The sequence below is a fragment of the Phreatobacter sp. genome, assembly GCF_052440005.1.
Classification (GTDB): Bacteria; Pseudomonadota; Alphaproteobacteria; order Rhizobiales; family Phreatobacteraceae; genus Phreatobacter.
Genome location: NZ_JBQVQL010000010.1, coordinates 34753 through 57517 on the forward strand (window position 1 = coordinate 34753; position 22765 = coordinate 57517).

Consider the following 22765-nt stretch of genomic DNA (forward strand, 5'->3'; position numbering starts at 1 on the left):
GCTGCGCTCCGGGCGCGGGACCGCGCAAGCAAAAGCCAGCCGCCGGACCCACGCCCGCCGACGGCAAAGTCACGGCTGTCGCCGCAATTTCAGAGCGAGAGGGAAGAACACGCAGCCGGCTGGCTGGGGGACCTGGATTCGAACCAAGATTCTCGGAGTCAGAGTCCGATGTTCTACCGTTGAACTATCCCCCAGCAGCGCTCCCCGAAGGGGGCGCGATGCCGTGCGAGGCGCGGTCATAGTCGATTGCGCCGGGCTGTTCAAGCCCCGGCCGACAGCTTTTGAAGGCCGGTACCAGAAGGCTTGCAGCCGCCCCCCGCCCTGATACACTTGGCGCCAACTGAACAGATCAGCCGGTCGTCCGTCGAGCGCTCGCGCGTTCCGGCCTCCGGCGGGAAAGGTCGCCATGACCCACGAGCCGCCCCGCGGTTCGCCGGGAGATTTGGGCGTGCGTCCGGAATCGGACGGGAAGACGGGCGAGGCCCGTGCTCCCCAGCCGCACCGGCCGCGCAGGCTCTATGCCGCGCTGGATCTCGGAACCAACAATTGCCGCCTGCTGGTGGCCAAGCCCGAGGGCGCGAGCTTCCGCGTCGTCGACGCCTTCTCGCGAATCGTGCGCCTCGGCGAGGGCCTGGCCCAGACGGGCCGGCTGAGCGAGGCGGCGATGGACAGGGCCGTCGAGGCGCTCAAGGTCTGCCGCATGAAGCTCCGCGACCGGCAGGTCGCCCGCGCCCGCCTCATCGCCACGGAAGCGTGCCGCCAGGCGACCAACGGCGATGCCTTCATCCAGCGCGTCAAGGCCGAGACCGGGCTGGCGCTCGAGGTGGTCGACCGGCGCACCGAGGCGCAGCTCGCCGCCCAGGGCTGCGTGCCGCTGGCCGACCCGCGCTCGCGCGGCGTCATCCTCTTCGACATCGGCGGCGGCTCCTCGGAGATCGTGTGGCTGCTGCCGCGCGGCCCCGGCCGGCAGGGCGGACCGCCGACGGCGGAGATTCTCGGCTGGACCTCCCTGCCCGTCGGTGTGGTGACTCTGGCCGAACGGCACGACGGCAAGCACGTGACGCGCGAGAGCTTCGGGCGCATGGTCGACGAGGTCGCCGCCATGGTGGAGCCCTTCGCCCATCGCAAGGCGATCCAGGCGCAGATCGAGCATCTGCACATGCTCGGCACCTCTGGCACGGTGACGACGCTCGCCGGCGTCCATCTCGGCCTGCCGAAATACGACCGGCGCCGTGTCGACGGGGCCTGGCTCGGAGCCGGCGAGGTGGACGTCATCCTCGACCAGCTGCTCGACATGACCTACGAGGACCGCATCGCCCATCCCTGCATCGGGGCGGAACGGGCGGACCTGGTCCTCGCCGGCTGCGCCATCCTGGAGGGCATGCGGCGGCATTTCCCCTGCCAGCGGCTGCGCGTCGCCGACCGGGGGCTGCGCGAGGGCATCCTCGTCAGCCTGATGCGCCAGGACGGCGTCTGGCGCCGTCCTTTCCACCACCGCCAGGAGCCGAGGCCGAACGGACCGGGAGGCGGCCGATGACGACGAAGACCGGTGGCGGCCGCCAGCTGGCGGTGCGCCTGAAGACGGCGAAGAAGCGGACCACCAGCCAGCAGAAATGGCTGGAGCGCCAGCTCAACGACCCCTATGTCGCCCGCGCGAAGCGCGAGGGCTGGCGCTCGCGCGCCGCCTTCAAGCTGATCGAGATCGACGACCGGGCGAAACTCCTGAAGCCCGGCCAGCGCATCGTCGACCTCGGCGCTGCGCCCGGCGGCTGGCTGCAGGTGGCGGCCAAGCGCATCGGCCTCGACCAGGGCCGCGGCAAGATCGTCGGCATTGACCTGCTCGACATCGATCCCGTGCCCGGCGTCGCCTTCATGAAGGGCGACTTCACCACCGACGATGCGCCGGAGCGGCTGAAGGAAATGCTCGGCGGCGAGGCGGACGTGGTGCTCTCCGACATGGCGGCGAACGCCACCGGCCACCGCAAGACCGACCAGATCAAGATCATCTATCTGGCGGAACTCGCCATCCACTTCGCGCGCGAGGTGCTGGCCCCCGGCGGCCACTTCCTCTGCAAGGTGCTGCAGGGCGGCACCGAGGGCGATCTCCTCGGCGACCTGAAGCGCGACTTCGCCACTGTGAAACACATCAAGCCGCAGGCGAGCCGAGCCGATTCGAAGGAGCTGTACGTGCTCGCCATGGGGTTCAGGGGCCGCGGCGCGGGACCGGTCGAAGGCGGCCCGACGGACGACTGACGGCCCTCCGCGTCAGTCCGCGGCGATGGCCTGGAACGGCTCGGGGATCGGGCGCCCTTGCCCTCTGAGATAGTCCAGCATCGGGCCGACCACGGCGCGCACGGCGGGCCGACGGCCCATGCGCTGGCGCCAGGCCATGAGGCGCGGCGTATCGTCCGCAAGCCTTGCCCCCATGCGCTCACCGAACAGCTGCGCCATGAAGAAGGCGATGTCGGCATAGGAATAGGCGCCGGCGAGGTAGGCCTGTTCGCCGATCACATCCTCGAGCCGTCTGCAGACGGCGGCGGCGGCCTCCCGGGCGGCCACGGCGGCGGGGTCGTCCGGCCGGTCCTGCAAGCTCATCAGGCGGATCACGGGCGGGAAATAGACCTCGTCCGAGAGATGCTCGATCAGCCGCGCCCGGGCGCGGTCCGCTGGCGATTCCGGCCAGAGCGGCGGCTCGGGCCGCAGATGTTCGAAATATTCGAAGATCTGGGTCGAATCGAAGATCTCGACCGGCCCGTCGACCAGGACGGGCACCTGCCGCTTCGGATTGATCCGGGTGACCTCCGGATGCTTGGGGTCGTACAGGCGCTGCATGTCGAAGGGCACCATGACGAGATCGAAGGGGATCGCCTTCTCACGCGCGGCGATCTCCGCCTTGGCCCCGAACATGCTGAGCGGGCCGGAAAAGAGGGTCATTGTCATGGTCGCAGCCCCGGATGAGGGAATCAATCGATGTTCATGATATGTTCTTTTGACCCCTCGACAAGTGCCGGTGCCGGGAGGGGCGGCGCTCCTGGCTCAGGCCGCCGGCGGGACGGACGGCGCCGGCTGAGCGGCAAGGTCGAGACTGTCCAGCGCGGTGGCGACACAGGCCGCGAAGTCAAGCCCGGTGCCGGCACGGTGGGCCATCACCATGACCAGCTTCGTCAGGAACAGCGCCTCGTTTGCCTCCCCCGCCCGGTCGATGGCGGCGGCGAGCTGCTCGTAGACGCGTTCGAGATCCTCGAAGGGGAGCGTCGCGGGGGTAGAAGCGGAGGTCATTGCGGCCTCCCGAGACCGGCATTGAGGGTTATGAGCACTTCGGCCGGCACGGCCTGCCGCCAGCGGCCGGCGACATGGAGGTCCGGCCGGACGAGATAGAGCGTGCCGGGCACGGCGCCGTAGGCGTTCGCGAGGCGACCGCCGGGATCGGCGATCGGGACCGCGCAAGGGTGCTCGAGCGTTCCTCCGATCACGACCGCGCGGAAGCGAGGTTCGCGCGCCGCGAGGCCTCCCACGAGGGCGGCGATGTCGGCCGGCACCGCGCCATCGGCGAAGAGCAGCGCGGTGAAGCCGTCGCCGACATGGTCGGAGAGAAAACCATCGGCGAGGCGGACATTCACCAGCGCGGCGCCCGAGACCGGGCCCGCATCAAACTCCACGTCGCGGCCTGCGAAGGGCGTCAGCGGGCTCTGCCCGTAGGTGTAGGGCTGCATCTGCCGCGGGTTGGCGAAGCCTCTCGCGAAATCCTCGCTGAGGGCGAGGGAGAGCACGGCCTCGCGCACCAGCCGGTGGCCACGGGTCGGCGGCGTCATGAAACGCGTGCTCTTGGTGGCGTTGGCGAAGACGTCGAGGGTCGCGCCGCGCCGCTCCGGCGAATAGCTGTCGAGGAGCGTCTCGCCGGCCTCGCCCTTCAGCACATAGGCGAGCTTCCAGCCGATATTGTGGGCGTCGGCGAGGCCGTTGTTGAGACCGCGCACGCCGAAGATCGGCACGATGTGCGCGCTGTCGCCGATGAAGATCACACGGCCATGGCGGTAGTCGTCGAGGGCGAGGGTGTTGGCGGTGTAGATCGACCACCACTCGAGTTCCCAAGGCCCGTCATGGCCGAGATCGACGAGGATGGCGCCGACGCGGGCGCGGATCGTCGCCTCGCGCACCGCCTCATCCGGGCTCTCGCCCTCGCGCAACTGGTAGTCGACGCGCCAGATGGCGTCAGGTTGCTTGTGCATCAGAACGGTGCCGCCGGGATTGGAAGCCGGGTCGAACAGGGCGCGCCGCTCGGTCGGGTGGTCGAAGGCCATCTTCACGTCGGCGATGACGTAGCGCCCTTCGTAGTTGTCGCCCTTCAGGCGCAGGCCGAGCTGGCCCCGCAGCGCGCTGCGGGCGCCGTCGGCGGCGAGCACGAAGGCGGCGCGGAGCGGATAGGACCCGTGCGGGCTCTCGACGGTCAGCGTCACGCCCTCGGCGCGGTTGTCGGTCCCGGTCACCTCGCTCTGCCAGCGGAAGGCAACCAGCCCGCTCGCCATGCAGGCATCGTGGAGGAACTGCTCGGTATATTGCTGCTGCAGATTGTACATGGGCCGGAACTTCTCGTTCTCGGAGTCCGGCATGGTAAGGCGGTAGATCTCGCGCCCGCGATAGGAGCTGCGGCCGGTCGTCCAGCCGAGCGATTTGGCGAGGAAGGCGTCGACCGCGCCGACCCGCTCGAAGATGTGGAAGCTGGACCGCGCGATGCAGGTGGCGCGGCTGCCGTCGTTGAAGGTGGGCTTCGAGTCCAGGACGAGCGAGCGCACGCCGTAGCGCGCCAGGGTCAGGGCGGCGGTCATGCCGATGGGCCCGGCGCCGACGATGACGACGGGGTGCTGGGTCGTGTCGCCGTCGAGCTCCGGCGTGCGCTCGGCGGCGAAATGGGGATAGGTGAAATAGAGGGAGTCCAGCGGCCCCCTGCCCTCGGGTCTCACGGATGCGCTTCCTTCCCGCCGCGTTGAGCCGCGACCTTGTGCGGTCAGGGGAGCGAGCGGCGCCGCGGGTGTCAAGCGGTTGGGCCAGCTTGAAGCCGGGGAGCCAATGGCTCAGGCTCGGGTGCATGGATCACGAAGCGAAGCCGGCCGACCCCGCCGCAGCCTGGATCGAGAGGATCGGCGCCTTTGCCGGCCTCGACGCCGAGGCGCGGGACCAGGTTGCGAGGCGAGCGCGCGTCGTACACCTGCCGAAGGATGCCCACCCCTTCGTGCCGGGCGCACCGTGCGAGGCCTATCTCATCGTGCTGGACGGCTCGGTGCGCGTGCAGATCGTCGCCGAATCCGGCCGGGAAATCGTCCTCTACCGGGTTGCCGCCGGCGAGAGCTGCGTGCTGACCACATCGTGCCTGCTCAAGCACGAGCCCTATTCGGCGGAAGCGCTCTGCGAGAGCGCCGTCACGGCGGTCGCGATCCCCGCCCCCCTCTTCCACAACCTTCTCGGCGCGTCGCCGGCCTTCCGCAACGCGGTGCTGGAGAGTTACGCGAGCCGCGTCACCGACCTCATCATGACTTTCGAGGAGCTCGCCTTCCGCAGGCTCGACCGCCGGCTCGCCGAAGCCCTGCTCGCCCGCGCCGCGGACGGCGCCGTGACCGCGACCCATCACGACCTCGCGGTCGAGCTTGGATCGGCACGCGAGGTGGTGAGCCGGGCGCTGAAGGCGCTGGAGCAGGACGGCATGGTGGAGCTCGGGCGTGGGGTGATCCAGATCAAGGCGCCGGAGAAACTGGCCCGCCTCGCCCGCTCCGTGTGACGAGGTCACCGACAGTGTCGCGGAAAAAGCGCCCACTGCGTCCATCGGCACCGGCTTTCCGCTGGCGCCCCTGACGGAGGCTCCCATGTTCAGCACCAATATCGGCGGCATCGACCGCGGCCTGCGCATCGTCGCCGGCATCGCCCTCCTGCTCTTCGCCATCACCGGCGTTCCCGCCACCGGCTACAACTGGCTCGGCTGGATCGGCATCGTGCCGCTCGCCACCGCGGCACTCGGCTGGTGCCCGGCCTATACGCTGCTCGGCATGAACACCTGCCCGGTGTCGGGCCGCCGGGGCTGATCAGGCGGCGGCCTCGAAGCCACCCAGCACCGCCGTCAGGTTCGGCCCGAGCTGGTCGGAGAGATAGCCGCCCTCCTGCACGAAGAGCGTCGGCAGGCCCATCCGCGCGATGGCCTCGCCGGCGCGGCGGAAACCCGCCGCCGTCACCTTGGCGCCGCCGAAGGGATCGTCGGCGGAGGCGTCGAGACCAAGCGCGATGACCAGCATGCCCGGCGTGAAGGCGGCGATGGTCTTCGCCGAGGCCTCGACCGCCGCGACATAGGCATCGTCGCCCGAGCCGACGGGGATCGGCAGGTTCAGATTGGCGCCCTCGCCGGCGCCGGTGCCGCGCTCGTGCGCATAACCCCAGAAGAAGGGGTAGAAGCGCGAGGGATCGGCATGAACAGAGACGGTGAGCACGTCGCCGCGGTCGTAGAAGATGTCCTGCGTGCCGTTGCCGTGGTGGATGTCGATGTCGAGAATCGCCACCCGGTCGTGGACGGAGCGCAGGTACTGCGCGGCGATGGCGGTGTTGTTGAGGAAGCAGTGGCCGCCAGCGGCGTCACGGTAGGCGTGGTGGCCGGGCGGGCGGCAGAGTGCATAGGCGGCGCGCTCGCCCTCGATGACGAGTTCGGCGGCCGTCACTGCGACGTCGGTCGCCGAGGACGCGGCGAGCCAGCTGTCGGGGCCGATGCCGCAGGCCATGTCCTGCATGTACCAGCCGGCGCGGCCGGTGATGGACTGGGGCATGGTGCCGCCGCGGCGGACGGGATGGACGTTCCCCAGCACCTCGTCGGAGGCATCAGCCAGCGTCTTCCACTCGGCGGCCGCCTCTTCCATGAAGCGCAGGTAGTCGACGGAATGGACGCCGAGCCGCGGCCCCTGTCCGAAGACCTCGCTCGGCACGAGCTCGTGGTTCCCCGCGTTCAGGCCGGCCGCCAGGCGCTCGGCGCGCTCGGGGCGCTCCTCGCCTTGCGCGAACTTGCCGCGCAGGATGAAGCGCTTGGGATCGTGGCCTTTGTGCAGGTCGGTGAAGACGGCTTTCATCGGGATTCGACCGGGCTGGAGAGGTTTGTGCCATGTTCCCCGGATGGCGGGCCGAGGCAAGGCCGGCACGCGGCGGGGTGGTTTGCACTGCGGACGGGATCGGCGCCCCGCTCCGCGATACGCCGTGGGGCGCGCATCTCGGCTGCGCCGGCGACGGTTGATCGGCCGCAGCGCACGGCTAGGCTCGCCGCTCCCCGCTGGAGCCGCCATGCCTCTCGATCCCACCCTCGCCGACAAGATCGTCGCTGCCGTCGATGCCGGCTTCGAACGCCAGATGACGCTGACCGCCGATCTCGTGCGCTTCGCCTCGACGCGCGGGCGCGAGCACGCCTGCCAGGACTTCGTGCTCGCCGAGATGAAGCGCCGCGGCTGGGCCACCGAGCGCTTCGCCATGGAGCCTGAGGCGCTCGCGCGCCATCCCGGCGGCTCGCCGGTGACGGAGGACCACTCCGACGCGCCGATCGTCGTCGGCATCCACCGGCCGCGCACCGAGACTGGCCGAACGCTGATCCTGCAGAGCCATGTCGACGTGGTGCCGGCCGGCCCGCGCGAACTCTGGTCGCGCGACCCCTTCGAGCCGCACATGGAGAGCGACTGGTTCTACGGCCGCGGCGGCGCCGACATGAAGGCCGGCCACGCCGCCATGTTCGCCGTCTTCGACGCGCTGGCGAGCATCGGGCTGCATCCGGCGGCGACTGTGACCGTGCAGTCGGTGGTGGAGGAGGAATCGACGGGGAATGGCGCCCTGCAGTGCCACCTGCGTGGCTACAAGGCCGATGCCGTGCTCATCCCGGAACCCGAGGACGAGAAGATCATTCGCGCCAACACCGGCGTGGTCTGGTTCCGCGTCGAGGTGGCGGGCCTGCCCGTCCATGTCAGCCACGCAGGCTCCGGACAGAACGCCATCGAGGCGACGCAGGGCGTCATCCGGGCCCTGCGCGAGCTGGAAGCCCGCTGGAACGCCAAGAAGGGCGAGTTCCCGCATTTCGACGACGTCGAGCACCCGATCAACCTCAATATCGGCATGATCGAGGGCGGCGACTGGGCCTCCTCCGTGCCGGCCTGGTGTGCCATCGACTGCCGCATCGCCATCTATCCGGGCGAGCGCGCGGAGACGATGATGCGCGCCGTCGAGGAGGCGGTGACGGGTGCGGCGCGGGCCGACCGGTTCCTCGCCAACAATCCGCCGCGGGTCACCTTCACCGGCTTCACCACCGAGGGCTATACGCTGGAACCGGGGTCCGAGGCCGAAGCCGTGCTCGCCCGCGCCCACGAGCGCGCCACAGGCGCCAAGCTTCAGGACCTCGTGACGCCCGGCTATCTCGATACCCGCGTCTATGCCCTGTACGATCGCATTCCGGCGCTCTGCTACGGCCCCATTTCCGAGAACATCCACGGCTTCGACGAGCGCTTCTCGCTGGAGAGCATGCGCCGCGTCACCCGGACCATGGCCCTCTTCGTCGCCGAATGGTGCGGCACCGAGCCGGTCCAGCCCTGACCCCATCCCCCTCCCTTCCCGCCTCGCCGGAGCATCATCCATGGCCCTCGACCCCGCCCTCGCCGACCGCATCGTCAAGGCCGTCGACGACGGCTTCGACGCCCAGCTCGACTACCTGAAGACGCTGGTGCGCTTTCCCTCGCAGCGCGGCGACGAGCACGCCGTCCAGGACTTCGTGTTCCAGGAGCTGAGGAAGCGCGGCTTCGCCATGGAGCGCTTCGCCATGGACGAGGAGGCGATCAAGCGCCATCCCGGCGGCTCGCCCTTCTCCGACACGCACTCCACTGCGCCGATCGTCGTCGGCATCCACCGCCCGAAGGCGGAGACCGGCCGCAGCCTGATCATGCAGGGCCATATCGACATCGTGCCGCCGGGACCGCTGGAGATGTGGACCTCGCCGCCCTACGAGCCGCGCATCGACGGCGACTGGTTCTACGGGCGCGGCGCCGGCGACATGAAGGCCGGCCACGGCGCCATGGTGGCGGTGTTCGACGCCCTGAAGCGCGCGGGCGTGCAACCGGCCGCGACCGTCTACGTGCAGTCGGTCGTCGAGGAGGAATCCACCGGCAACGGCGCCCTCCAGTGCCACCTGCGCGGCTACAAGGCCGAGGCGGCGCTGATCCCCGAGCCGAGCCAGGGCAAGATCACCCGCGGCAATGTCGGCGTCGTCTGGTTCCAGTTCACGGTGCAGGGCCATCCGGTCCACGTCCGCGAGGCCGGATCGGGCCAGAACGCCATCGAGGCGGCCTTCGGTGTGATGCGCAAGCTGCGTGAGCTCGAGGCCTTCTGGAACACCAAGACGCCGGACCATCCGCTGTTCAAGGACGAGGCGCACCCGATCAACCTGAACTTCGGCAAGATCAAGGGCGGCGACTGGGCCTCCTCCGTGCCTGCCTGGTGCACCGTCGACTGCCGCATCTCGATCTTCCCAGGCGAGAAGCCGGAGACGATGATGCGCGCCATCGAGGAGACCATCGCCAAGGCGGCCCGCGATGACCGCTTCCTCGCCAACAATCCGCCGCGGGTCGTGTTCAACGGCTTCACCACCGAGGGCTACATCCTCGCCCCCGGCTCGGAGGCCGAGGCCGTGCTCGGCCGCGCCCACCAGCGCGCCTGGGGCGAGCCGCTCAAGGAGAGCGTGACGCCCGCCTATCTGGACGGGCGCGTCTACGCGCTGTTCGACGAGATCCCGACCCTGAACTACGGGCCCTCCGCCGAGCGGGTGCACGGCTTCGACGAGCGCTTCTCCATCGAGAGCCTGCGCAAGGCGACCAAGTCCATGGCGCTGTTCGTGGCGGAGTGGTGCGGCACCGAGGCGGTGTGAGCGAGCCGGCGGGGGACGGCATCCCCCGCCACCTGCCCATGCGGCAGACCCGCCTTGACCTCACCCCCCGCCATTGCCGACAGTCGCGCCCTCACCTTTGCCGGAGTGCCTCCCATGTCCACCGCCGTCCGCGATGCGCTCGAAGCCTCGCTCGCCCGCATCGACGATCCCTCCTCCGACGGACGCGTGACCTTCACCAAGGTCTATGCGGAGCGGGCGCGGGCGGAGGCGGACGCCGCCGATGCGCGCGCGAAGGCGGGCGTCAAGCTGTCGCCCCTCGACGGCTGGGTCATTTCGATCAAGGACCTGTTCGACGTCGCCAGCGAGACGACCACCGCCGGCTCGATCATCCTGAAGTCGCAGCCGCCGGCCGCCGCGGACGCGCCGACCATCGCGCGCCTCCGCCAGGCCGGCGTCGTCATCGTCGGCAAGACGAACATGAGCGAGTTCGCCTTCTCCGGCATCGGCATCAACCCGCATTTCGGCACGCCCGGCAATGCCGCCGACAAGAGCCGCGTGCCCGGTGGGTCCTCCTCGGGCGCCGGCGTCTCCGCCGCGGAGGGGACCGTGCGCATGGGCCTGGGCTCCGACACCGGCGGTTCCATCCGCATTCCCGCGGCACTGAACGGCTGCGTCGGCTTCAAGCCGACCTATGGCCGCATTCCCCTCAACGGCGCCTTCCCCCTTTCCTATGCCCTCGACACGATCGGCCCGCTGGCGAAGACCGTGGCGGATTGCGCCGCGACCGACGCAGTGCTGGCCGGAGAGCAGCCCTGGACGCTGACGCCGGCGCCGCTGTCCGGCCTCAGGCTCGCCATCCCGCGCGGGCGCCTGTTCGGCCAGATGGAGCCGGAGGTCGAGCAGGCCTTCGAGGCCGCCGCCTCCCGGCTCGCGAAGGCCGGTGCCCAGATTACCGACATCTCCATCGAGGACCTGCTTCAGGAGCTCGCCGACGCCATGGCGCGGGCCCCCTTCGTCGCCATGGAGGCTGCCGCCATCCACGCCGAGTGGATGGAGGAGCGGGCCCGGGACTTCGACCCCCGGGTGCTGGCGCGCATCCGCATCGGCGCCAAGGCGACTGCCCCCGACTACATCCGCCTCGTCAACAAGCGGGCGGAGCTGGTGGCGCGCATGCGTGACCGTCTTGCGGACGTCGACGCCCTGATCCTGCCGACGACGCCGATCCGGGCGCCGAAGATCTCCGACCTGATCGCGTCGGACGAGAAGTTCTGGACCGCCAACGGGCTGGTGCTCCGCAACACCACGGTCGGCAACATCTTCACCTTCACCGGCATCTCCATCCCCTGCCCCAAGGCGAAGGGCCTGCCGGTCGGCTTCATGATGACGGCCCTCGCGGGCCAGGACCGCCGCCTGCTGCGCATGGCGGCCGCGGTCGAGCAGGCCTTCGCGCGCTAGGCTCCCTCAAACGGCAACGGCCGGGCAAAGGCCCGGCCGTTCCGAAGATGCGCGAGGGGGTCGGGCGGTCAGGCCGCCTTGACCTCGTTGAGGAAGGCGCCGACCGCCTGGCGCAGACCGGCAATGTCGGTCTCCAGGCCCTTTGCCACGTCGTTGAGGGCGCCCATGGCAGAACCGGTCGCCTTGAGGCGCTCGGACACGGTGCCAATGGCGGTGCCGGCGGTCTGGGCCACCGATGCGGTGCCCTCGACGCTGACGCCGATCTCCTGCGTGGCCTGCGCCTGCTGGTCGATGGCGGTGGAGATGGCGTCGCTGGCGCGCCGCATCCGCACCACCGTCTCGGTGATGCCGGCCATGGAGGAAACGCTGCGGCCGGTCGCCTGCTGGATGGAGGCGACCTGGGCAGCGATGTCCTCGGTGGCGCGGGCGGTCTGCGAGGCGAGCTGCTTGACCTCCTGGGCGACCACCGCGAAGCCCTTGCCGGCCTCGCCGGCGCGGGCGGCCTCGATGGTCGCGTTGAGCGCAAGCAGGTTGGTCTGCTCGGCGATGGCGCGGATCAGCTCCACGACCGCGCCGATCTTCTCGCCCATGGCGGCAAGGCCCGACACGTCGGCGGCGGCCGATTCCACCGCCTGAGTCGCCTCGGTGGAGACCTTCATGGCCTCTTCCGTCTGGCGGCGAATCTCGACGATGGCAGCATTCAGCTCCTCGGTGGCGCCGGCGATGCCGGTGACGCGGTGCATGGTTTCCTCGGTGGCCTGGACGGTCTCGCGGACGCCGGCCTCCGCCGCCTCGCCGGCGGCATTGACCGTGCCGGTGGCCCCGGTCACCGCGACGGCGCGGGAGGCGACGCGGTCGATGACCGTGCCGATGGCGGCGTCGAACTGGGAGACAGCCTTCTCCATGACGGTGCGGCGCGCCTGCTCGGCCGTGCCGCGCTCCGCCTCGGCGGCGCGCATCTGCGCACGCTCGGCGAGGCTGCGGGCGAGCCCCTCGACGGCCCGGGCGATGAGACCAATCTCGTCCTGGCGACCGGCGTGGCGCGTCATGTCGACATGACGCTCCTCGGCGAGGCCGTTGATGGCGTCGGCAGCCTCGCGCACGGGCTTGAGGAAGACGGTCAGCATGAAGAAGACGCCGACAGTGGCGAGGACCGCCAGCAGTGCGAGGGCGATGATGACCCCGCTGCGCATGCTCGCCGCCGAGGCATCGGCGTCGGCCTGGCTGATGCCGGCGCCGATGGCACCCAGGACGCGGTTGTCCGGGGTGACGATCGGGACGTAGCGGGCGATCCGGGCAATGCCGCCGACGGTGATGTGATCGGTCATGACCTCGCCGCGGCCGATGGCCTGGGCGATGGGCGAGGTGGCGGGGATGCGCGAGCCCATGACGCGGTTGCCCTGCGCGTCACGGACAGAGGACGAGAAGCGGATGAGGTCACCGGTCGCCGCATCGCGCAGGAAGAGCGACGAGCCGTCTGCCGCGTGGTCGACGATACTGTGATCGCCCTGGGCGGGCATCGCGGTGGCGCGAATGCGCAGGACCGGGCCGGTGGTGTTGCCGGCTCGCTCCATCTTGCCCCCGGGGAGGGCGAGTTCGGCGGCACGGCTCATGTGGATGCTGCGGTCGCGTACCTGGCCCTCGACGATCCCGGCCATCCGGGCGTTGATCTGCGAGACTGCGTAGAAGCCCGCGCCGAGCGCGACGGCGGCGATCATGAGAGCCGACAGGACGGCGACCCTGGCGGCGAGAGGGAGGCGAGAGAGAAAGCGCATGGAAGCCCCGGCTTGGTTCAATCACCAAAACCATTGGGGAAATGCGATTAACAATTGGTACCTAATGACCGCTCATATATGGGAAATATCGCACAAATCGTCCATTACGTAACGTAATGTTGGCGTTTCGGGCGTCATTTCCGCAGCGGCGCGGTCATCCGTTTCAGCCAGGCGCGGTCGGCTCCAGAGAGCCGCGACTGAAGCCGCCGCCAGGTGCGAGCATGATAGGCGTCCAGCCATTCGCGCTCCGCCTCGGTCAGCAGGCCGGTGACGATGGCGCGCCGGTCGAAGGGGCAGAAGGTGATGGTCTCGAACTCGAGAAAGCCCGGCATGGGGCTTTCCGTCACCACCAGCAGGTTCTCCAGACGGATCCCGTGCGAGCCGGTCTCGTAGTAGCCGGGCTCGTTGGACAGGATCATGCCCGGCTCCAGCGGCACCTGCGACAGGGGCGAGATGCGCGCCGGCCCCTCGTGCACGCCGAGATAGACACCGACGCCGTGGCCCGTGCCGTGGTCGAAGTCGAGGCCCGCCTGCCAGAGGGCGCGGCGGGCGAAACCGTCGATGGCGATCCCGCCCGTGCCCTTGGGAAAGCGCGCTGTGGCGACGGCGATATGGCCCTTGAGCACCAGCGTGTAGTGCTCCTTCAGCCGCTTCGGGACGGTGCCGACGGCAATGGTGCGGGTGATGTCGGTGGTGCCGTCGATGTACTGGGCGCCGGAATCCACCAGCAGGAACGTGCCCTTCTCCACCGTCCGCTCGGTGGCGGGCGAGGAGCGGTAGTGGACAATGGCGCCGTTGGAGCCGGCGCCGGCAATGGTGGTGAAACCCGCCCCGCGGTGCAGCGGGTCGTCGCCGCGGATCTCCTCGAGCTTCGCCATGACGGCGAGCTCGCCCTGCCCCGTCGCCTCGCGGTCGATCCAGTGGAGGAAGCGGGCCACGGCCGCGCCGTCGCGGATATGGGCCTTGCGGGTGCCGGCGAGTTCCACCGGGTTCTTGCGAGCCTTGGGCAGCACGCAGGGATCGACGCCGTGGACGAGGGTCGCCCCTGCCGCCGTCAACCGGTCGGCGATCCAGGCGGTGGCGGTCTCCGGCTCGATGGTGACGGGCTTGCCCGCCAGTTCGTTCAGCCCGTCGCCGAAGGCGTCGATGGGCCGCACCGTGACGCCGTTGCCGAGATGGGCGGAAAGGCCCGGCGTGAACTTCGCCTGGTCGACGAACCAGGTGGCGTGGCCGTCGTCGGCGAGGATCAGGAAGCTCTGGACGAGCGGCGTCGCGGGCGTGTCGCCGCCGCGCACGTTGAGGAGCCAGGCGATGGAATCGAGCTGGTTCAGTACCGCCGCCTTCGCGCCGCGGGCGGCGATGTCCTCGCCGAGGCGGGTGCGCTTGTCGGCGCTCGCCTCGCCGGCGAACTTCAGCGGCTGGACGTGGACGGCGGAGAAGGGATCACCGGGCTGGGCGGCCCAGATGGTGTCGATCGGGTTCCGGTCGAGGCCGACGAGTTCTGCGCCACGCTTGGCGAGCGCGTCGCGCCAGCGCTCGGCCTCCTTCACCGGCGTGATGCGCGGGTCGAAGCCGACGCGGTCGCCAGCCTTCACCTTGCCCGCCAGCCACTCGATGGCCGGCGGCTTCTTGAAGTGGCGGCACGCGATGACGGAGGCGTCGGTCTCCGCCGGGGCCTGCAGCGTGTAGCGGCCGTCGACGAAGAGCGCGGCCTCCTTCTGCAGGACGATGACGAAGCCGGCGGACCCGGTGAAGCCGGTGAGCCATTGCAGCCGCTCGGCGCGCGCCACGAGGTATTCGCCCTGGTGCTCGTCGGCCCGCGGCACGAGGAAGGCGGCGAGCTTCTCCTTGCGGAGGAACTTCTGCAGCGCCGGGATGCGGGAGGCGTCGCGGTCGAAGGCGGGCGCGGGAACCGCGGCGAGGGCTTCGGCGATGCGCTCCCTGTCGGCCGCGGTGGCGCCGGGGCAGGCCGCTTCCATCCAGCCGTCGGCGACCTTTGCCGGAGGCGTCGCGCGGACGCGGGCGAGAAGCGGCTTCAGGGCCTCGAGATCGACGGGCATGGGTGGCTCTCAGGGTTCGGCGCGGGCGAGACGGGCTGCCTCGCCACCGGCGATGCGTCCCAGCACCACCGCAGTCAGAAGCCCGTTGCCGGAAAGATAGCCGGAGGCTTCGGGTCCCGACACCCCCACGGCGGCGCCCCCTGCCGCAAAAAGATTGGGAAGCGGCACGCCGCCCGCCCGGAGCACCCGTGCGGCTCCATCCACGGCGAGGCCTCCCTGGGTGTGGAACAGCGCGCCGGTGACCTTCACGGCCCGGTACGGCGGCGCAAGGTCCGGCACGCCGGCCCAGTCGCGGCCGAAGCCGTCGGTGGCTCGACGGCGCTTGAGGTCGGCGACGGATTCGAGAGTCGCGCGAATCACTTGCCGAGGAATGCTCAGGCGGCGCGCCAGTTCATCCGTTGATTCCGCTTGAAGAACGGCTCCCGCCGCCTCGGCCCGGCGGAAGTCCTCGAACTGGCGCGCGATGCGGGCAATGCGGTCGTCGAAGACGTCGAAGGCGATGCCGCCGGGCTGACCGAGGACCGCCAGCGCGGCCTCGGAATAGCCGGACGCCTCGTTCCAGAAGCGCTGCCCCTGCACGTTCACCTGGAACCCGCCCTCCATGACGACCGCCCAGGTGACGAGGATGCCGTGGGGATGGGCGACGGAGCCGTGGCCCTGGTGGCCGGTCATGTGGCGCAGCTCGGCCCCGAGGCTCTGACCCCAGAGAACGGCGTCGCCCTGGTTGCCGGGGTGGCCGAAATAGAGCGCGTCCTTGAGCGCCGGGATGTGCTCTGCGACGAGGGAACGGTTCCCACCATAGCCGTTGCAGGCGAGGACGAGCGCCAAGCAGCCGATGCGCTCCTCGGACCCGTCCGGGCGACTGACGACCAGCCCGCGAACGCGGCCCTCGGGTGTCGCGATGAGGGCCGTGACATGGGCGCCGGTGACGATGTCGACGCCCGCTGTCTCCGCGGCGGCGCGCAGGCGATCGACGAGTTCGGCGCCGGAGCGCGAGGCGAGGCCGTGCATGCGCCGCGCGGAATGGCCGGGGTAGGAGAAGTCGGCGATCACCGTGAAGGCGAGGCCGTGGACGTCGCTCAGCCAGTCCATGGCGGGGCCGGCGCCCTCGGTCACGGCACGGAGCACGACGGCGTCCGCCGCGCCATGGGCCTTGACCTGGATGTCCGCGGCGAAGGCCGCCTCGCTGTCGTCGATGCCGGCGGCGCGCTGGGCCGCCGTGCCGGCGGCCGGGATCAGGCCGGCGGAGAGCGCCGTGGAGCCCTGCGGCAGGGCATCGCGCTCGAAGACGACCGGGTCTGTCCCGGCCTCCTTCGCCGCCAGCGCCGCGCAGAGGCCCGCCGCGCCCCCGCCGACGATGGCGACCGGGACCGTGAGGTCGAAAGGCAGGTCGTCGGTCAGGATGCGGGACATTACGCCTTCACCCGCCGATCTCCTTCATCAGATCCGCCACCGTCGCGATCCGCGCCACGGGCCGGAGGCCCGCGATGGCCTCGTCATGCACCTTCGGGGAGAAGGCGGCGCAGCCGTCGGCGATCACGGTGACGTGGAAGTCGCGCACATGGGCGTCGCGCACGGTGGAGGCGACGCCGCCATTGGTGACGATGCCGCAGGCGAGCAGGGTGTCGATGCCGGCCTTCCGCAGAACCCATTCCAGCCGCGACATGTAGAAGGCGGAATAGGCGACCTTCTCCACCCTCATATCCACCGGCTGCAGGGCGTCGACCGTGTCGTGGCCCCAGGAGCCGGGGACGAAGTCGCCCTTTGTCAGAAACGGCCGGAGTTTCTTCAGGTGATCGGAGATGAAGGGCTCACCGCCCTTGCCGGGCACCAGCGTGAAATGGGTCGAGACGATCCAGCCGCCCTTCGTCCGCATGAGGTCGGCGAGCGGCTTCAGCCGGTCCGGCAATGCGGCGATCTCGGGGGCCGACCGGCCCGCCCGGCCATAGGCGCCGTCGGGATGGAGGAAGTCGTTCTGAAGGTCGCAGACGAGCAGGGCCGTGCGGGAGAGGTCCATCACAGGCGCTCCATGACGAGGTTGCCGAAGCGGTCGACCCGGGCGCGCTGGCCCGGCGGCACGAGGATGGTGGCGTCCGGCTGTTCGAGCACGGCGGGGCCCTCCACCACCGCATCCACCGGCAGGTCGAGGCGGGCGAAGACCGCGGTCTCCCGCCAGCCGCCGAACCAGACGGGGCGGCTGCCGGTGCGGGCCTTCTCCAGCGAGGCCGTGGCGCCCGGGGCCAGCGCCGCGAGGTCGATGGCCGGGCGGCGGCCGATGGCGGCGGTACGCAGGTTGACGATGCGGATGCCGAGGCCGGGCAGCAGACGGGAGAAGGCGCGGGAATAGGCGGCCTCAAAGGCCTTGCGCACCCCGTCGGCCGTGACGCCGGTGCGGCCCTCGGCGAGCGTCACCGGCAGCGGTACCGCCACCGTATGGGTCTGCCCGAGATAGTGCATGTCTAGTTCGAAGGTGACGTCGATGCGCCCGACTGAGAGGCCGGCGCCGGCGACGACCGCATGGGCGGCGGCCCCCTCCTCCGCCATGCGGCGGTCGAGGGCCTCGGCATCGAGCCCGTCGAGGACGAGGTTCAGCGTCTGCACCTGGTCGTGGCGGATGTCCGCCATGACGCAGCCCATGGCCGAGGTGACACCGGGAAAGCGCGGAACCAGGGCCGCCTTCAGGCCGATATCGGCGATGAGCGCGCCGGCATGGAGCGCGCCGCCGCCGCCGAAGGGCACGAAGGCGAAGGTCGCGGGATCGTGGCCGCGTTCCACCGAGACGAGGCGGATGGCGCCGGCCATGCGGGCATCGGCGACGCGCACCACGGCCTCGGCGGCCTCCTCGGGCGTGAGGCCCAGCGGCTCGCCGACATGGTTCGCCAGCGCCCGCCGCGCCGCCTCCACGTCGAGGCGCGCGAGCTTGCCGCCGATGGGGCGCTCGGCATTGATGCGACCGAGGACGATGTTGGCGTCGGTCAGCGTCGGACGCTCGTTGCCCTGGCCGTAGGCGACGGGGCCCGGACGCGAGCCGGCGCTCTCGGGCCCGACCTCCAGGAAACCGCCGCGGTCGACGCGGGCTATGGAACCGCCCCCCGCCCCGATGGTGGTGATCTCGATCATCGGCGAGCGAATGACGAGGCCGAAATCGATCGTGGTCTGGGCGGCGAGAGAGGCCTCGCCCCCGGCGATCAGCGACACGTCGAAGGAGGTGCCGCCGAGGTCGCCGGTGATGATGTCGGGATAGCCGGCCGCGGTGGAGATGGCGGCGGCCGCGATGACACCGGCGGCAGGACCCGACAGCGCCGTCCGGACCGGCAGGCGCCGGGCTCCGGCCGTCGACATGACGCCGCCGTTCGACTGGACGATGTGGAAGGCGCCGGCAAAGGCCTCGCCCGCGAGCGCCGTCTCGAGCTTGGCGAGATAGGAGCCGACCACCGGCTGCAGATAGGCGTTGAGGGCCGTGGTGGAGGCGCGCTCGAACTCGCGGATCTCGGGCAGGATCTCCGAGGAGACCGAGACGTGCTCGTTCGGCCAGACGGCGCGGGCGGCCGAGGCCGCGGCGCGCTCGTTGGCGGGGTTCGCGTAGGCGTTGACGAAGACGATGGCGAGGGCGGTCGCGCCGGCCGCGGCGAGGCGTCGGGCAGCGGCCGCCACCTCGGCGGCATCGACGGCGGTGCGGACCGTGCCGTCTGCGAGGGTCCTCTCCGCCACCTCGATGCGCATGTCGCGGTCGGCGATGGGTGTGAAGTCCCCCCACAGGCCCCAGGTGTTGCGGCGGTCGCGGCGTCGCATCTCCAGCACGTCGCGGAAGCCGGCCGTGGTGATCACGCCGATGCGGGCGCCCTTGCGCTCCAGCAGCGCGTTGGTGCCGACGGTCGTGCCGTGGACGATGGAGCCGAGGGCGGAGAGCGCACCGAAGGTCTTCAGGCCTTCGAGGAAGCCGACGGCCTCGTCGCCGCGGTTCGACGGCACCTTGGCCGTGCGGAAGGTCCCCGAGGCCTCGTCGAGGAAGAACAGGTCGGTGAAGGTTCCACCGACATCGACGCCGACGAGGGTGGTCATGAGCATGCCCTGCTGTATGTCCGCGGGATCGCGGAAGAATGGGGATCAATAGGGACGACAAGGCTCCCCACCGCTGACCCCTCCCCTCCGCAAGCGGAGGGAGGGGTATGGTGCCCCGTCCTGAACCGAAGCGGCCTCGATATCGCGACCGCGGAGGTTACACACATACCCTCCCCCCGCTTGCGGAGGGGAGGGGTCAGGGGTGGGGGGCAAGACGAATGCAAGAAGGGCGCGATCATGCCCCTCCCCCCGTCACATAGCCGAGCCTGAGATCCCGCTCGCGTGCCGCGGGGTCGCGCGCTGCGGGATCGCCGAAACCGCCGCCGCCGGGTGTCTCCAGCCTGACGCGGCCGCCCTGGCGGAGCTTCACGCCGGTGACCTTGGAGGCCATGGGCGGCGTGCCGGTGACGCCGCCGTCGTCCCACGAGAACCGGTTGAGGGCCCCCTCTCCGCCGCCATTGACGCCGAAGGGCGCGTGGCGGCCCCGCTCGCCGAGGAGAAAGACCTCGGCGCCGCGCTCGTCCAGCACCTCGATCTCGTAGACGGCGCCGAGCCCGCCGCGCCGGGCGCCCTCGCCGCCGGAATCGGGCCTCAGCGCCCATTGCGTGAACATGACGGGATAGGCCGCCTCGAGGATCTCCACCGGCGGCATGGTGGCGGTGGAGATGGGGTTGTTGGCGTGGTTGAGACCGTCGCTCTCGGGATTGCCGCCGAGGCCGCCGCCGAAGAAGTTGAACATGACCCAGCGCTGGCCGTTCGCCCGGTGCCCGGCCATGGAGAGCGCGTTGATCGTGCCGAAGGGGCCGGCGGTGGCGCGCTCCGGCACGGCCTTGGCGAGCGCGCCGAAGACCACGCCGATGAGGCGCAGGATGGTCTCGGTATAGCCCGCCATGGGCTTCGGCGCCGTCGCGCCGAGGAGCGTCGTGTCCGGCACGACGAAGGTGATGGGCTTGAGGCAACCCGCGTTGGCCGGCACATCGGTGAAGACGTGCTTCAACGCCACGTAGCAGGCGGCGATGGTGGTCGGCACCGAGATGTTGATCGGGCCGGCGCAGGGCGGCGAGGAGCGCGAGACGTCGAGTGTCATGGTGTCGCCCGCAATCGTCAGGTCGAGGGCGACGGTGAGCGGGGTGTCGACGATGCCGTCGTTGTCCAGATAGTCCTCGAAGGAATAGGTGCCGTCGGGAAGCGCCGCGATGGCCTCCCGCATCAGCGCCTCGGCCCGGGCGGAGAAGGCGGCGAAGGCGCCGTCGACGGTCGCCGCGCCGTACTGGTCGAGCAGCGCGTTCAGCCGGCCCTCGCCGAGGTCGAGGGCGTTGAGCTGGCCGTTGAGGTCGCCCCAGTTGGAGTTCGGCAGGCGCGAATTGGCGGCGAGGATGTCGAGGATGTCCTGGCGCATCTCCCCGCCGGCGACGAGCTTCACCACCGGGATCAGCACGCCCTCCTGGAAGCTCTCGGTCGCCACGGGGTTATAGCCGCCGGGCACATTGCCGCCGAGGTCGAGCCAGTGACCGGCGGATGCGAGCCAGCAGAACAGCGCGCCGTCGCGAAAGACGGGACGCACCAGGCGGATATCGTTGAGATGGGTGCCGCCGGCATAGGGGTCGTTGAAGATGAAGGTGTCGCCGGGCCTCAGCCCGCCCTGGGCCCTCACCTTGTCGATCACAGCCTTCACGGCGAAGGCCATGGCGCCGACGAAGATCGGCAGGCCCTTGGTGCCCTGGACGAGGGTGTCGCCGGTGTCGCGGTGGTAGAGGCCATGGCAGGCGTCACGCGCCTCGGCGATGATCGGGTTGAAGGCGGAGCGATAGAGCGTCGCGTCCATCTCGTCGGCGATCTGCTCCAGCCGCCCCTTGAGGACCGCGAGGGTGACCGGGTCGAGGGTCATCAGGCGCCCCCGGTGGTGTCGTAGCGCTTGCCGATCTCCAGGAGGTCGCTGGTGCCGACGATGTCGGCGAGCTCGTCGAAGTCGTACATGTCCTCACGAATGGAGTCCGTCGTCCCCTCGGAGCGCAGGGTGTCGTAGAAGCGCCGGGCGGTCTTGGCCATGGCGCGGACGACGCCGGCCGAGAAGACGACGAGGCTGAAGCCCATCGCCTCGAGGTCGGCGACGGGCGTCATGGGCGTGCGGCCGCCCTCGACCATGTTGGCCATGAGGGGGCGGATGGACCCCAGCCGCTGCGGCACCGAGGCGAGTTCCTCCCGCGTGCGGGGCGCCTCGACGAAGATGATGTCGGCCCCGGCCGCGGCATAGAGCTCGGCGCGCTCGAAGGCCCGCTCGAAACCCTCCACCGCGCCCGCGTCGGTGCGGCCGATGACGAGCAGGCCGTTCTGGCGGGCGTCCACCGCGGCCTTGATCTTGCCGACCATCTCCTCGGCCGGAACCACCGTCTTGCCCCTGAGATGGCCGCAGCGCTTGGGGAAGGTCTGGTCCTCGAGCTGGATGGCGGCCGCCCCGGCGCGCTCGAAGCAGCGCACCGTGCGCTGGACGTTGATGGCGTTGCCGAACCCGGTGTCGCCGTCGACGATGAGCGGCACCGACACCTTGTCGGCGATGCGCATGATGACGTCGGTGACGTCGCTCATCGTGGTGAGGCCGATGTCGGGCATGCCGAGGCGGGTGTAGGCGATGCCGGCACCGGTCAGGTAGAGCGCCTCGAAGCCAGAGAGGACCGCGATCTGCGCCGTCAGCGGATCCACCGCGCCCGGTGCCAGCAGCACCGGCCGCTGGTCGAGCCGGGCGCGCAGGGTGTCAGCAGGGCGTGTCATCGGAGGTCTCCGGCAAGGCCTTGGTCATGAAGGGCAGGCGTGGAAAGGGGCATGGTCTAAAGCCCCAGATAGGCGCGGCGCAGATCGTCGCTGGCGGCAAGGTCCGCCGCCGCGCCCGACAGCGCGAACACGCCGTTCTCGAGGATGAAGGCGCGCGAGGCGACTTCCAGCGATTGCACGACGTTCTGCTCGACCAGCAGCACGGCGAGGCCCTGCGCATGGATCGTGCGCACCAGGGCGAACATCTCCTCGACGAGGAGGGGCGACAGGCCGAGCGAGGGCTCGTCGAGAATGAGGAGCTTCGGCTCGGCCATGAGCCCGCGGCCGATGGCGAGCATCTGCTGCTCGCCGCCGGAGAGTGTCCCGGCGAGTTGGGACGTGCGCTCCCGGAGGCGCGGGAAGGTGGAGAAGACCCGGTCGAGGTTGGCGGCGCGGGCCGGCCTGCCGCGCCGGTAGGAACCGAGGACGAGGTTCTCGCGCACGGTCATGTTGGGGAAGATTTTGCGCCCCTCGGGCACGTGGATCAGGCCGCGCGAGACGATCTCGCCCGGCGTCGCGCGCGTGATGTCCTCGCCGAGGAAGCGCACCGTCCCCGACGAGGCACGCAGGATGCCCGACAGGACCATGTTGAGCGTCGTCTTGCCGACCCCGTTGGAGCCGAGGACGGCGACGGTCTCGGCGGGGGCGACGCTCATCGACAGGCCGCGCAGGATCTCCGTGGCGCCGTAACCGGCGACGAGGCCGTCCACGACGAGGATCGG

19 protein-coding genes and 1 tRNA gene are annotated in these 22765 nt (G+C 70.5%); 7 read left to right on the plus strand and 13 right to left on the minus strand.

Translation table 11 applies throughout. From position 1 onward, the window contains the following. Nucleotides 1-120: 120 nt before the first annotated feature. Nucleotides 121-194 (minus strand) — tRNA-Gln (locus tag ACT6XY_RS04265). Between the two features lie 254 nt (nt 195-448). Between ACT6XY_RS04265 and ACT6XY_RS04270 the strand changes: the two genes are divergently transcribed. Then, the gene (locus ACT6XY_RS04270; RefSeq protein WP_444747089.1) at nt 449-1537 is read left to right on the plus strand and encodes a Ppx/GppA phosphatase family protein; all 1089 of its coding nucleotides are present in this window, start codon (nt 449-451) and stop codon (nt 1535-1537) included. Next, a complete protein-coding gene (locus ACT6XY_RS04275; protein WP_444747090.1) occupies nt 1534-2253 on the plus strand; it encodes an RlmE family RNA methyltransferase in 720 nt (239 codons plus the stop codon). The genes ACT6XY_RS04270 and ACT6XY_RS04275 overlap by 4 nt, the downstream gene beginning before the upstream one ends. Before the next feature lie 12 nt (nt 2254-2265). Here the strand turns inward: ACT6XY_RS04275 and ACT6XY_RS04280 are convergent, their stop codons facing one another. The 3 genes from ACT6XY_RS04280 to ACT6XY_RS04290 all read right to left on the minus strand — a co-directional run bounded on the left by ACT6XY_RS04280 (nt 2266) and on the right by ACT6XY_RS04290 (nt 4961). Next, a complete protein-coding gene (locus tag ACT6XY_RS04280; RefSeq protein WP_444747091.1) occupies nt 2266-2940 on the minus strand; it encodes a glutathione S-transferase family protein in 675 nt (224 codons plus the stop codon). A 96-nt stretch (nt 2941-3036) separates the two neighbouring features. Next, the gene (locus ACT6XY_RS04285) at nt 3037-3279 is read right to left on the minus strand and encodes a hypothetical protein (RefSeq protein WP_444747092.1); all 243 of its coding nucleotides are present in this window, start codon (nt 3277-3279) and stop codon (nt 3037-3039) included. Next, nucleotides 3276-4961: an FAD-dependent monooxygenase gene (locus ACT6XY_RS04290; protein WP_444747093.1), complete on the minus strand. Its 1686-nt coding sequence runs from the start codon at nt 4959-4961 to the stop codon at nt 3276-3278. Before ACT6XY_RS04290 ends, ACT6XY_RS04285 begins: the two co-directional genes overlap by 4 nt. 125 nt (nt 4962-5086) lie before the next feature. On the opposite strand from ACT6XY_RS04290, the gene ACT6XY_RS04295 reads away from it, so the two are divergent. Further along, nucleotides 5087-5773, plus strand: a complete 687-nt coding sequence (locus tag ACT6XY_RS04295) for a Crp/Fnr family transcriptional regulator (RefSeq protein WP_444747094.1) — start codon at nt 5087-5089, stop codon at nt 5771-5773. 85 nt (nt 5774-5858) lie between these two features. Next, the gene (locus tag ACT6XY_RS04300) at nt 5859-6074 is read left to right on the plus strand and encodes a YgaP family membrane protein (RefSeq protein ID WP_444747095.1); all 216 of its coding nucleotides are present in this window, start codon (nt 5859-5861) and stop codon (nt 6072-6074) included. On the opposite strand, the gene ACT6XY_RS04305 is transcribed toward ACT6XY_RS04300, so the two are convergent. Further along, a complete protein-coding gene (locus tag ACT6XY_RS04305) occupies nt 6075-7100 on the minus strand; it encodes a histone deacetylase family protein (RefSeq protein WP_444747096.1) in 1026 nt (341 codons plus the stop codon). Between the two features lie 208 nt (nt 7101-7308). Between ACT6XY_RS04305 and ACT6XY_RS04310 the strand changes: the two genes are divergently transcribed. From ACT6XY_RS04310 to ACT6XY_RS04320, 3 genes are all read left to right on the plus strand, one after another. Next, entirely contained in the window at nt 7309-8598 is a 1290-nt protein-coding gene (locus tag ACT6XY_RS04310; protein ID WP_444747097.1) for an ArgE/DapE family deacylase, read from the plus strand. A 40-nt stretch (nt 8599-8638) separates the two neighbouring features. Further along, complete coding sequence (locus ACT6XY_RS04315) at nt 8639-9922, plus strand: ArgE/DapE family deacylase (RefSeq protein WP_444747098.1); 1284 nt, start codon at nt 8639-8641, stop codon at nt 9920-9922. 114 nt (nt 9923-10036) lie between these two features. After that, nucleotides 10037-11338 carry an amidase gene (locus ACT6XY_RS04320; RefSeq protein WP_444747099.1) on the plus strand — a complete coding sequence of 434 codons (1302 nt, stop codon included), beginning with the start codon at nt 10037-10039 and terminating at the stop codon, nt 11336-11338. Between the two features lie 68 nt (nt 11339-11406). On the opposite strand, the gene ACT6XY_RS04325 is transcribed toward ACT6XY_RS04320, so the two are convergent. The 8 genes from ACT6XY_RS04325 to ACT6XY_RS04360 form a co-directional block, all read right to left on the minus strand. Continuing rightward, a complete protein-coding gene (locus ACT6XY_RS04325) occupies nt 11407-13113 on the minus strand; it encodes a methyl-accepting chemotaxis protein (RefSeq protein WP_444747100.1) in 1707 nt (568 codons plus the stop codon). A 134-nt stretch (nt 13114-13247) separates the two neighbouring features. Then, nucleotides 13248-15173 carry an aminopeptidase P family protein gene (locus tag ACT6XY_RS04330; RefSeq protein ID WP_444747101.1) on the minus strand — a complete coding sequence of 642 codons (1926 nt, stop codon included), beginning with the start codon at nt 15171-15173 and terminating at the stop codon, nt 13248-13250. A 9-nt stretch (nt 15174-15182) separates the two neighbouring features. Beyond that, nucleotides 15183-16586, minus strand: coding sequence for an FAD-dependent oxidoreductase (locus ACT6XY_RS04335; protein WP_444747102.1), 1404 nt, complete (start codon nt 16584-16586; stop codon nt 15183-15185). Nucleotides 16587-16593: 7 nt separating this feature from the next. Beyond that, a complete protein-coding gene (locus tag ACT6XY_RS04340) occupies nt 16594-17190 on the minus strand; it encodes a cysteine hydrolase family protein (RefSeq protein ID WP_444747103.1) in 597 nt (198 codons plus the stop codon). Then, a complete protein-coding gene (locus ACT6XY_RS04345; protein WP_444747104.1) occupies nt 17190-19241 on the minus strand; it encodes a hydantoinase/oxoprolinase family protein in 2052 nt (683 codons plus the stop codon). The genes ACT6XY_RS04340 and ACT6XY_RS04345 overlap by 1 nt, the downstream gene beginning before the upstream one ends. Before the next feature lie 229 nt (nt 19242-19470). Then, nucleotides 19471-21126: a hydantoinase B/oxoprolinase family protein gene (locus ACT6XY_RS04350; protein WP_444747122.1), complete on the minus strand. Its 1656-nt coding sequence runs from the start codon at nt 21124-21126 to the stop codon at nt 19471-19473. Then, nucleotides 21123-22004: an isocitrate lyase/PEP mutase family protein gene (locus ACT6XY_RS04355; RefSeq protein WP_444747105.1), complete on the minus strand. Its 882-nt coding sequence runs from the start codon at nt 22002-22004 to the stop codon at nt 21123-21125. The genes ACT6XY_RS04350 and ACT6XY_RS04355 overlap by 4 nt, the downstream gene beginning before the upstream one ends. A 56-nt stretch (nt 22005-22060) precedes the next feature. Further along, nucleotides 22061-22762 (minus strand): ABC transporter ATP-binding protein, encoded by a 702-nt coding sequence (locus ACT6XY_RS04360; RefSeq protein ID WP_444747123.1) that lies wholly within the window; start codon nt 22760-22762, stop codon nt 22061-22063. Nucleotides 22763-22765: the final 3 nt, after the last annotated feature.

Coding starts and splice junctions, on each gene's coding strand:
- ACT6XY_RS04275 (WP_444747090.1), top strand. CDS start 1,534: ATGACGACGAAGACCGGTGGCGGCCGCCAGCTGGCGGTGCGCCTGAAG.
- ACT6XY_RS04280 (WP_444747091.1), bottom strand. CDS start 2,940: ATGACAATGACCCTCTTTTCCGGCCCGCTCAGCATGTTCGGGGCCAAG.
- ACT6XY_RS04285 (WP_444747092.1), bottom strand. CDS start 3,279: ATGACCTCCGCTTCTACCCCCGCGACGCTCCCCTTCGAGGATCTCGAA.
- ACT6XY_RS04295 (WP_444747094.1), top strand. CDS start 5,087: ATGGATCACGAAGCGAAGCCGGCCGACCCCGCCGCAGCCTGGATCGAG.
- ACT6XY_RS04300 (WP_444747095.1), top strand. CDS start 5,859: ATGTTCAGCACCAATATCGGCGGCATCGACCGCGGCCTGCGCATCGTC.
- ACT6XY_RS04305 (WP_444747096.1), bottom strand. CDS start 7,100: ATGAAAGCCGTCTTCACCGACCTGCACAAAGGCCACGATCCCAAGCGC.
- ACT6XY_RS04310 (WP_444747097.1), top strand. CDS start 7,309: ATGCCTCTCGATCCCACCCTCGCCGACAAGATCGTCGCTGCCGTCGAT.
- ACT6XY_RS04315 (WP_444747098.1), top strand. CDS start 8,639: ATGGCCCTCGACCCCGCCCTCGCCGACCGCATCGTCAAGGCCGTCGAC.
- ACT6XY_RS04320 (WP_444747099.1), top strand. CDS start 10,037: ATGTCCACCGCCGTCCGCGATGCGCTCGAAGCCTCGCTCGCCCGCATC.
- ACT6XY_RS04325 (WP_444747100.1), bottom strand. CDS start 13,113: ATGCGCTTTCTCTCTCGCCTCCCTCTCGCCGCCAGGGTCGCCGTCCTG.
- ACT6XY_RS04330 (WP_444747101.1), bottom strand. CDS start 15,173: ATGCCCGTCGATCTCGAGGCCCTGAAGCCGCTTCTCGCCCGCGTCCGC.
- ACT6XY_RS04335 (WP_444747102.1), bottom strand. CDS start 16,586: ATGTCCCGCATCCTGACCGACGACCTGCCTTTCGACCTCACGGTCCCG.
- ACT6XY_RS04340 (WP_444747103.1), bottom strand. CDS start 17,190: ATGGACCTCTCCCGCACGGCCCTGCTCGTCTGCGACCTTCAGAACGAC.
- ACT6XY_RS04345 (WP_444747104.1), bottom strand. CDS start 19,241: ATGCTCATGACCACCCTCGTCGGCGTCGATGTCGGTGGAACCTTCACC.
- ACT6XY_RS04355 (WP_444747105.1), bottom strand. CDS start 22,004: ATGACACGCCCTGCTGACACCCTGCGCGCCCGGCTCGACCAGCGGCCG.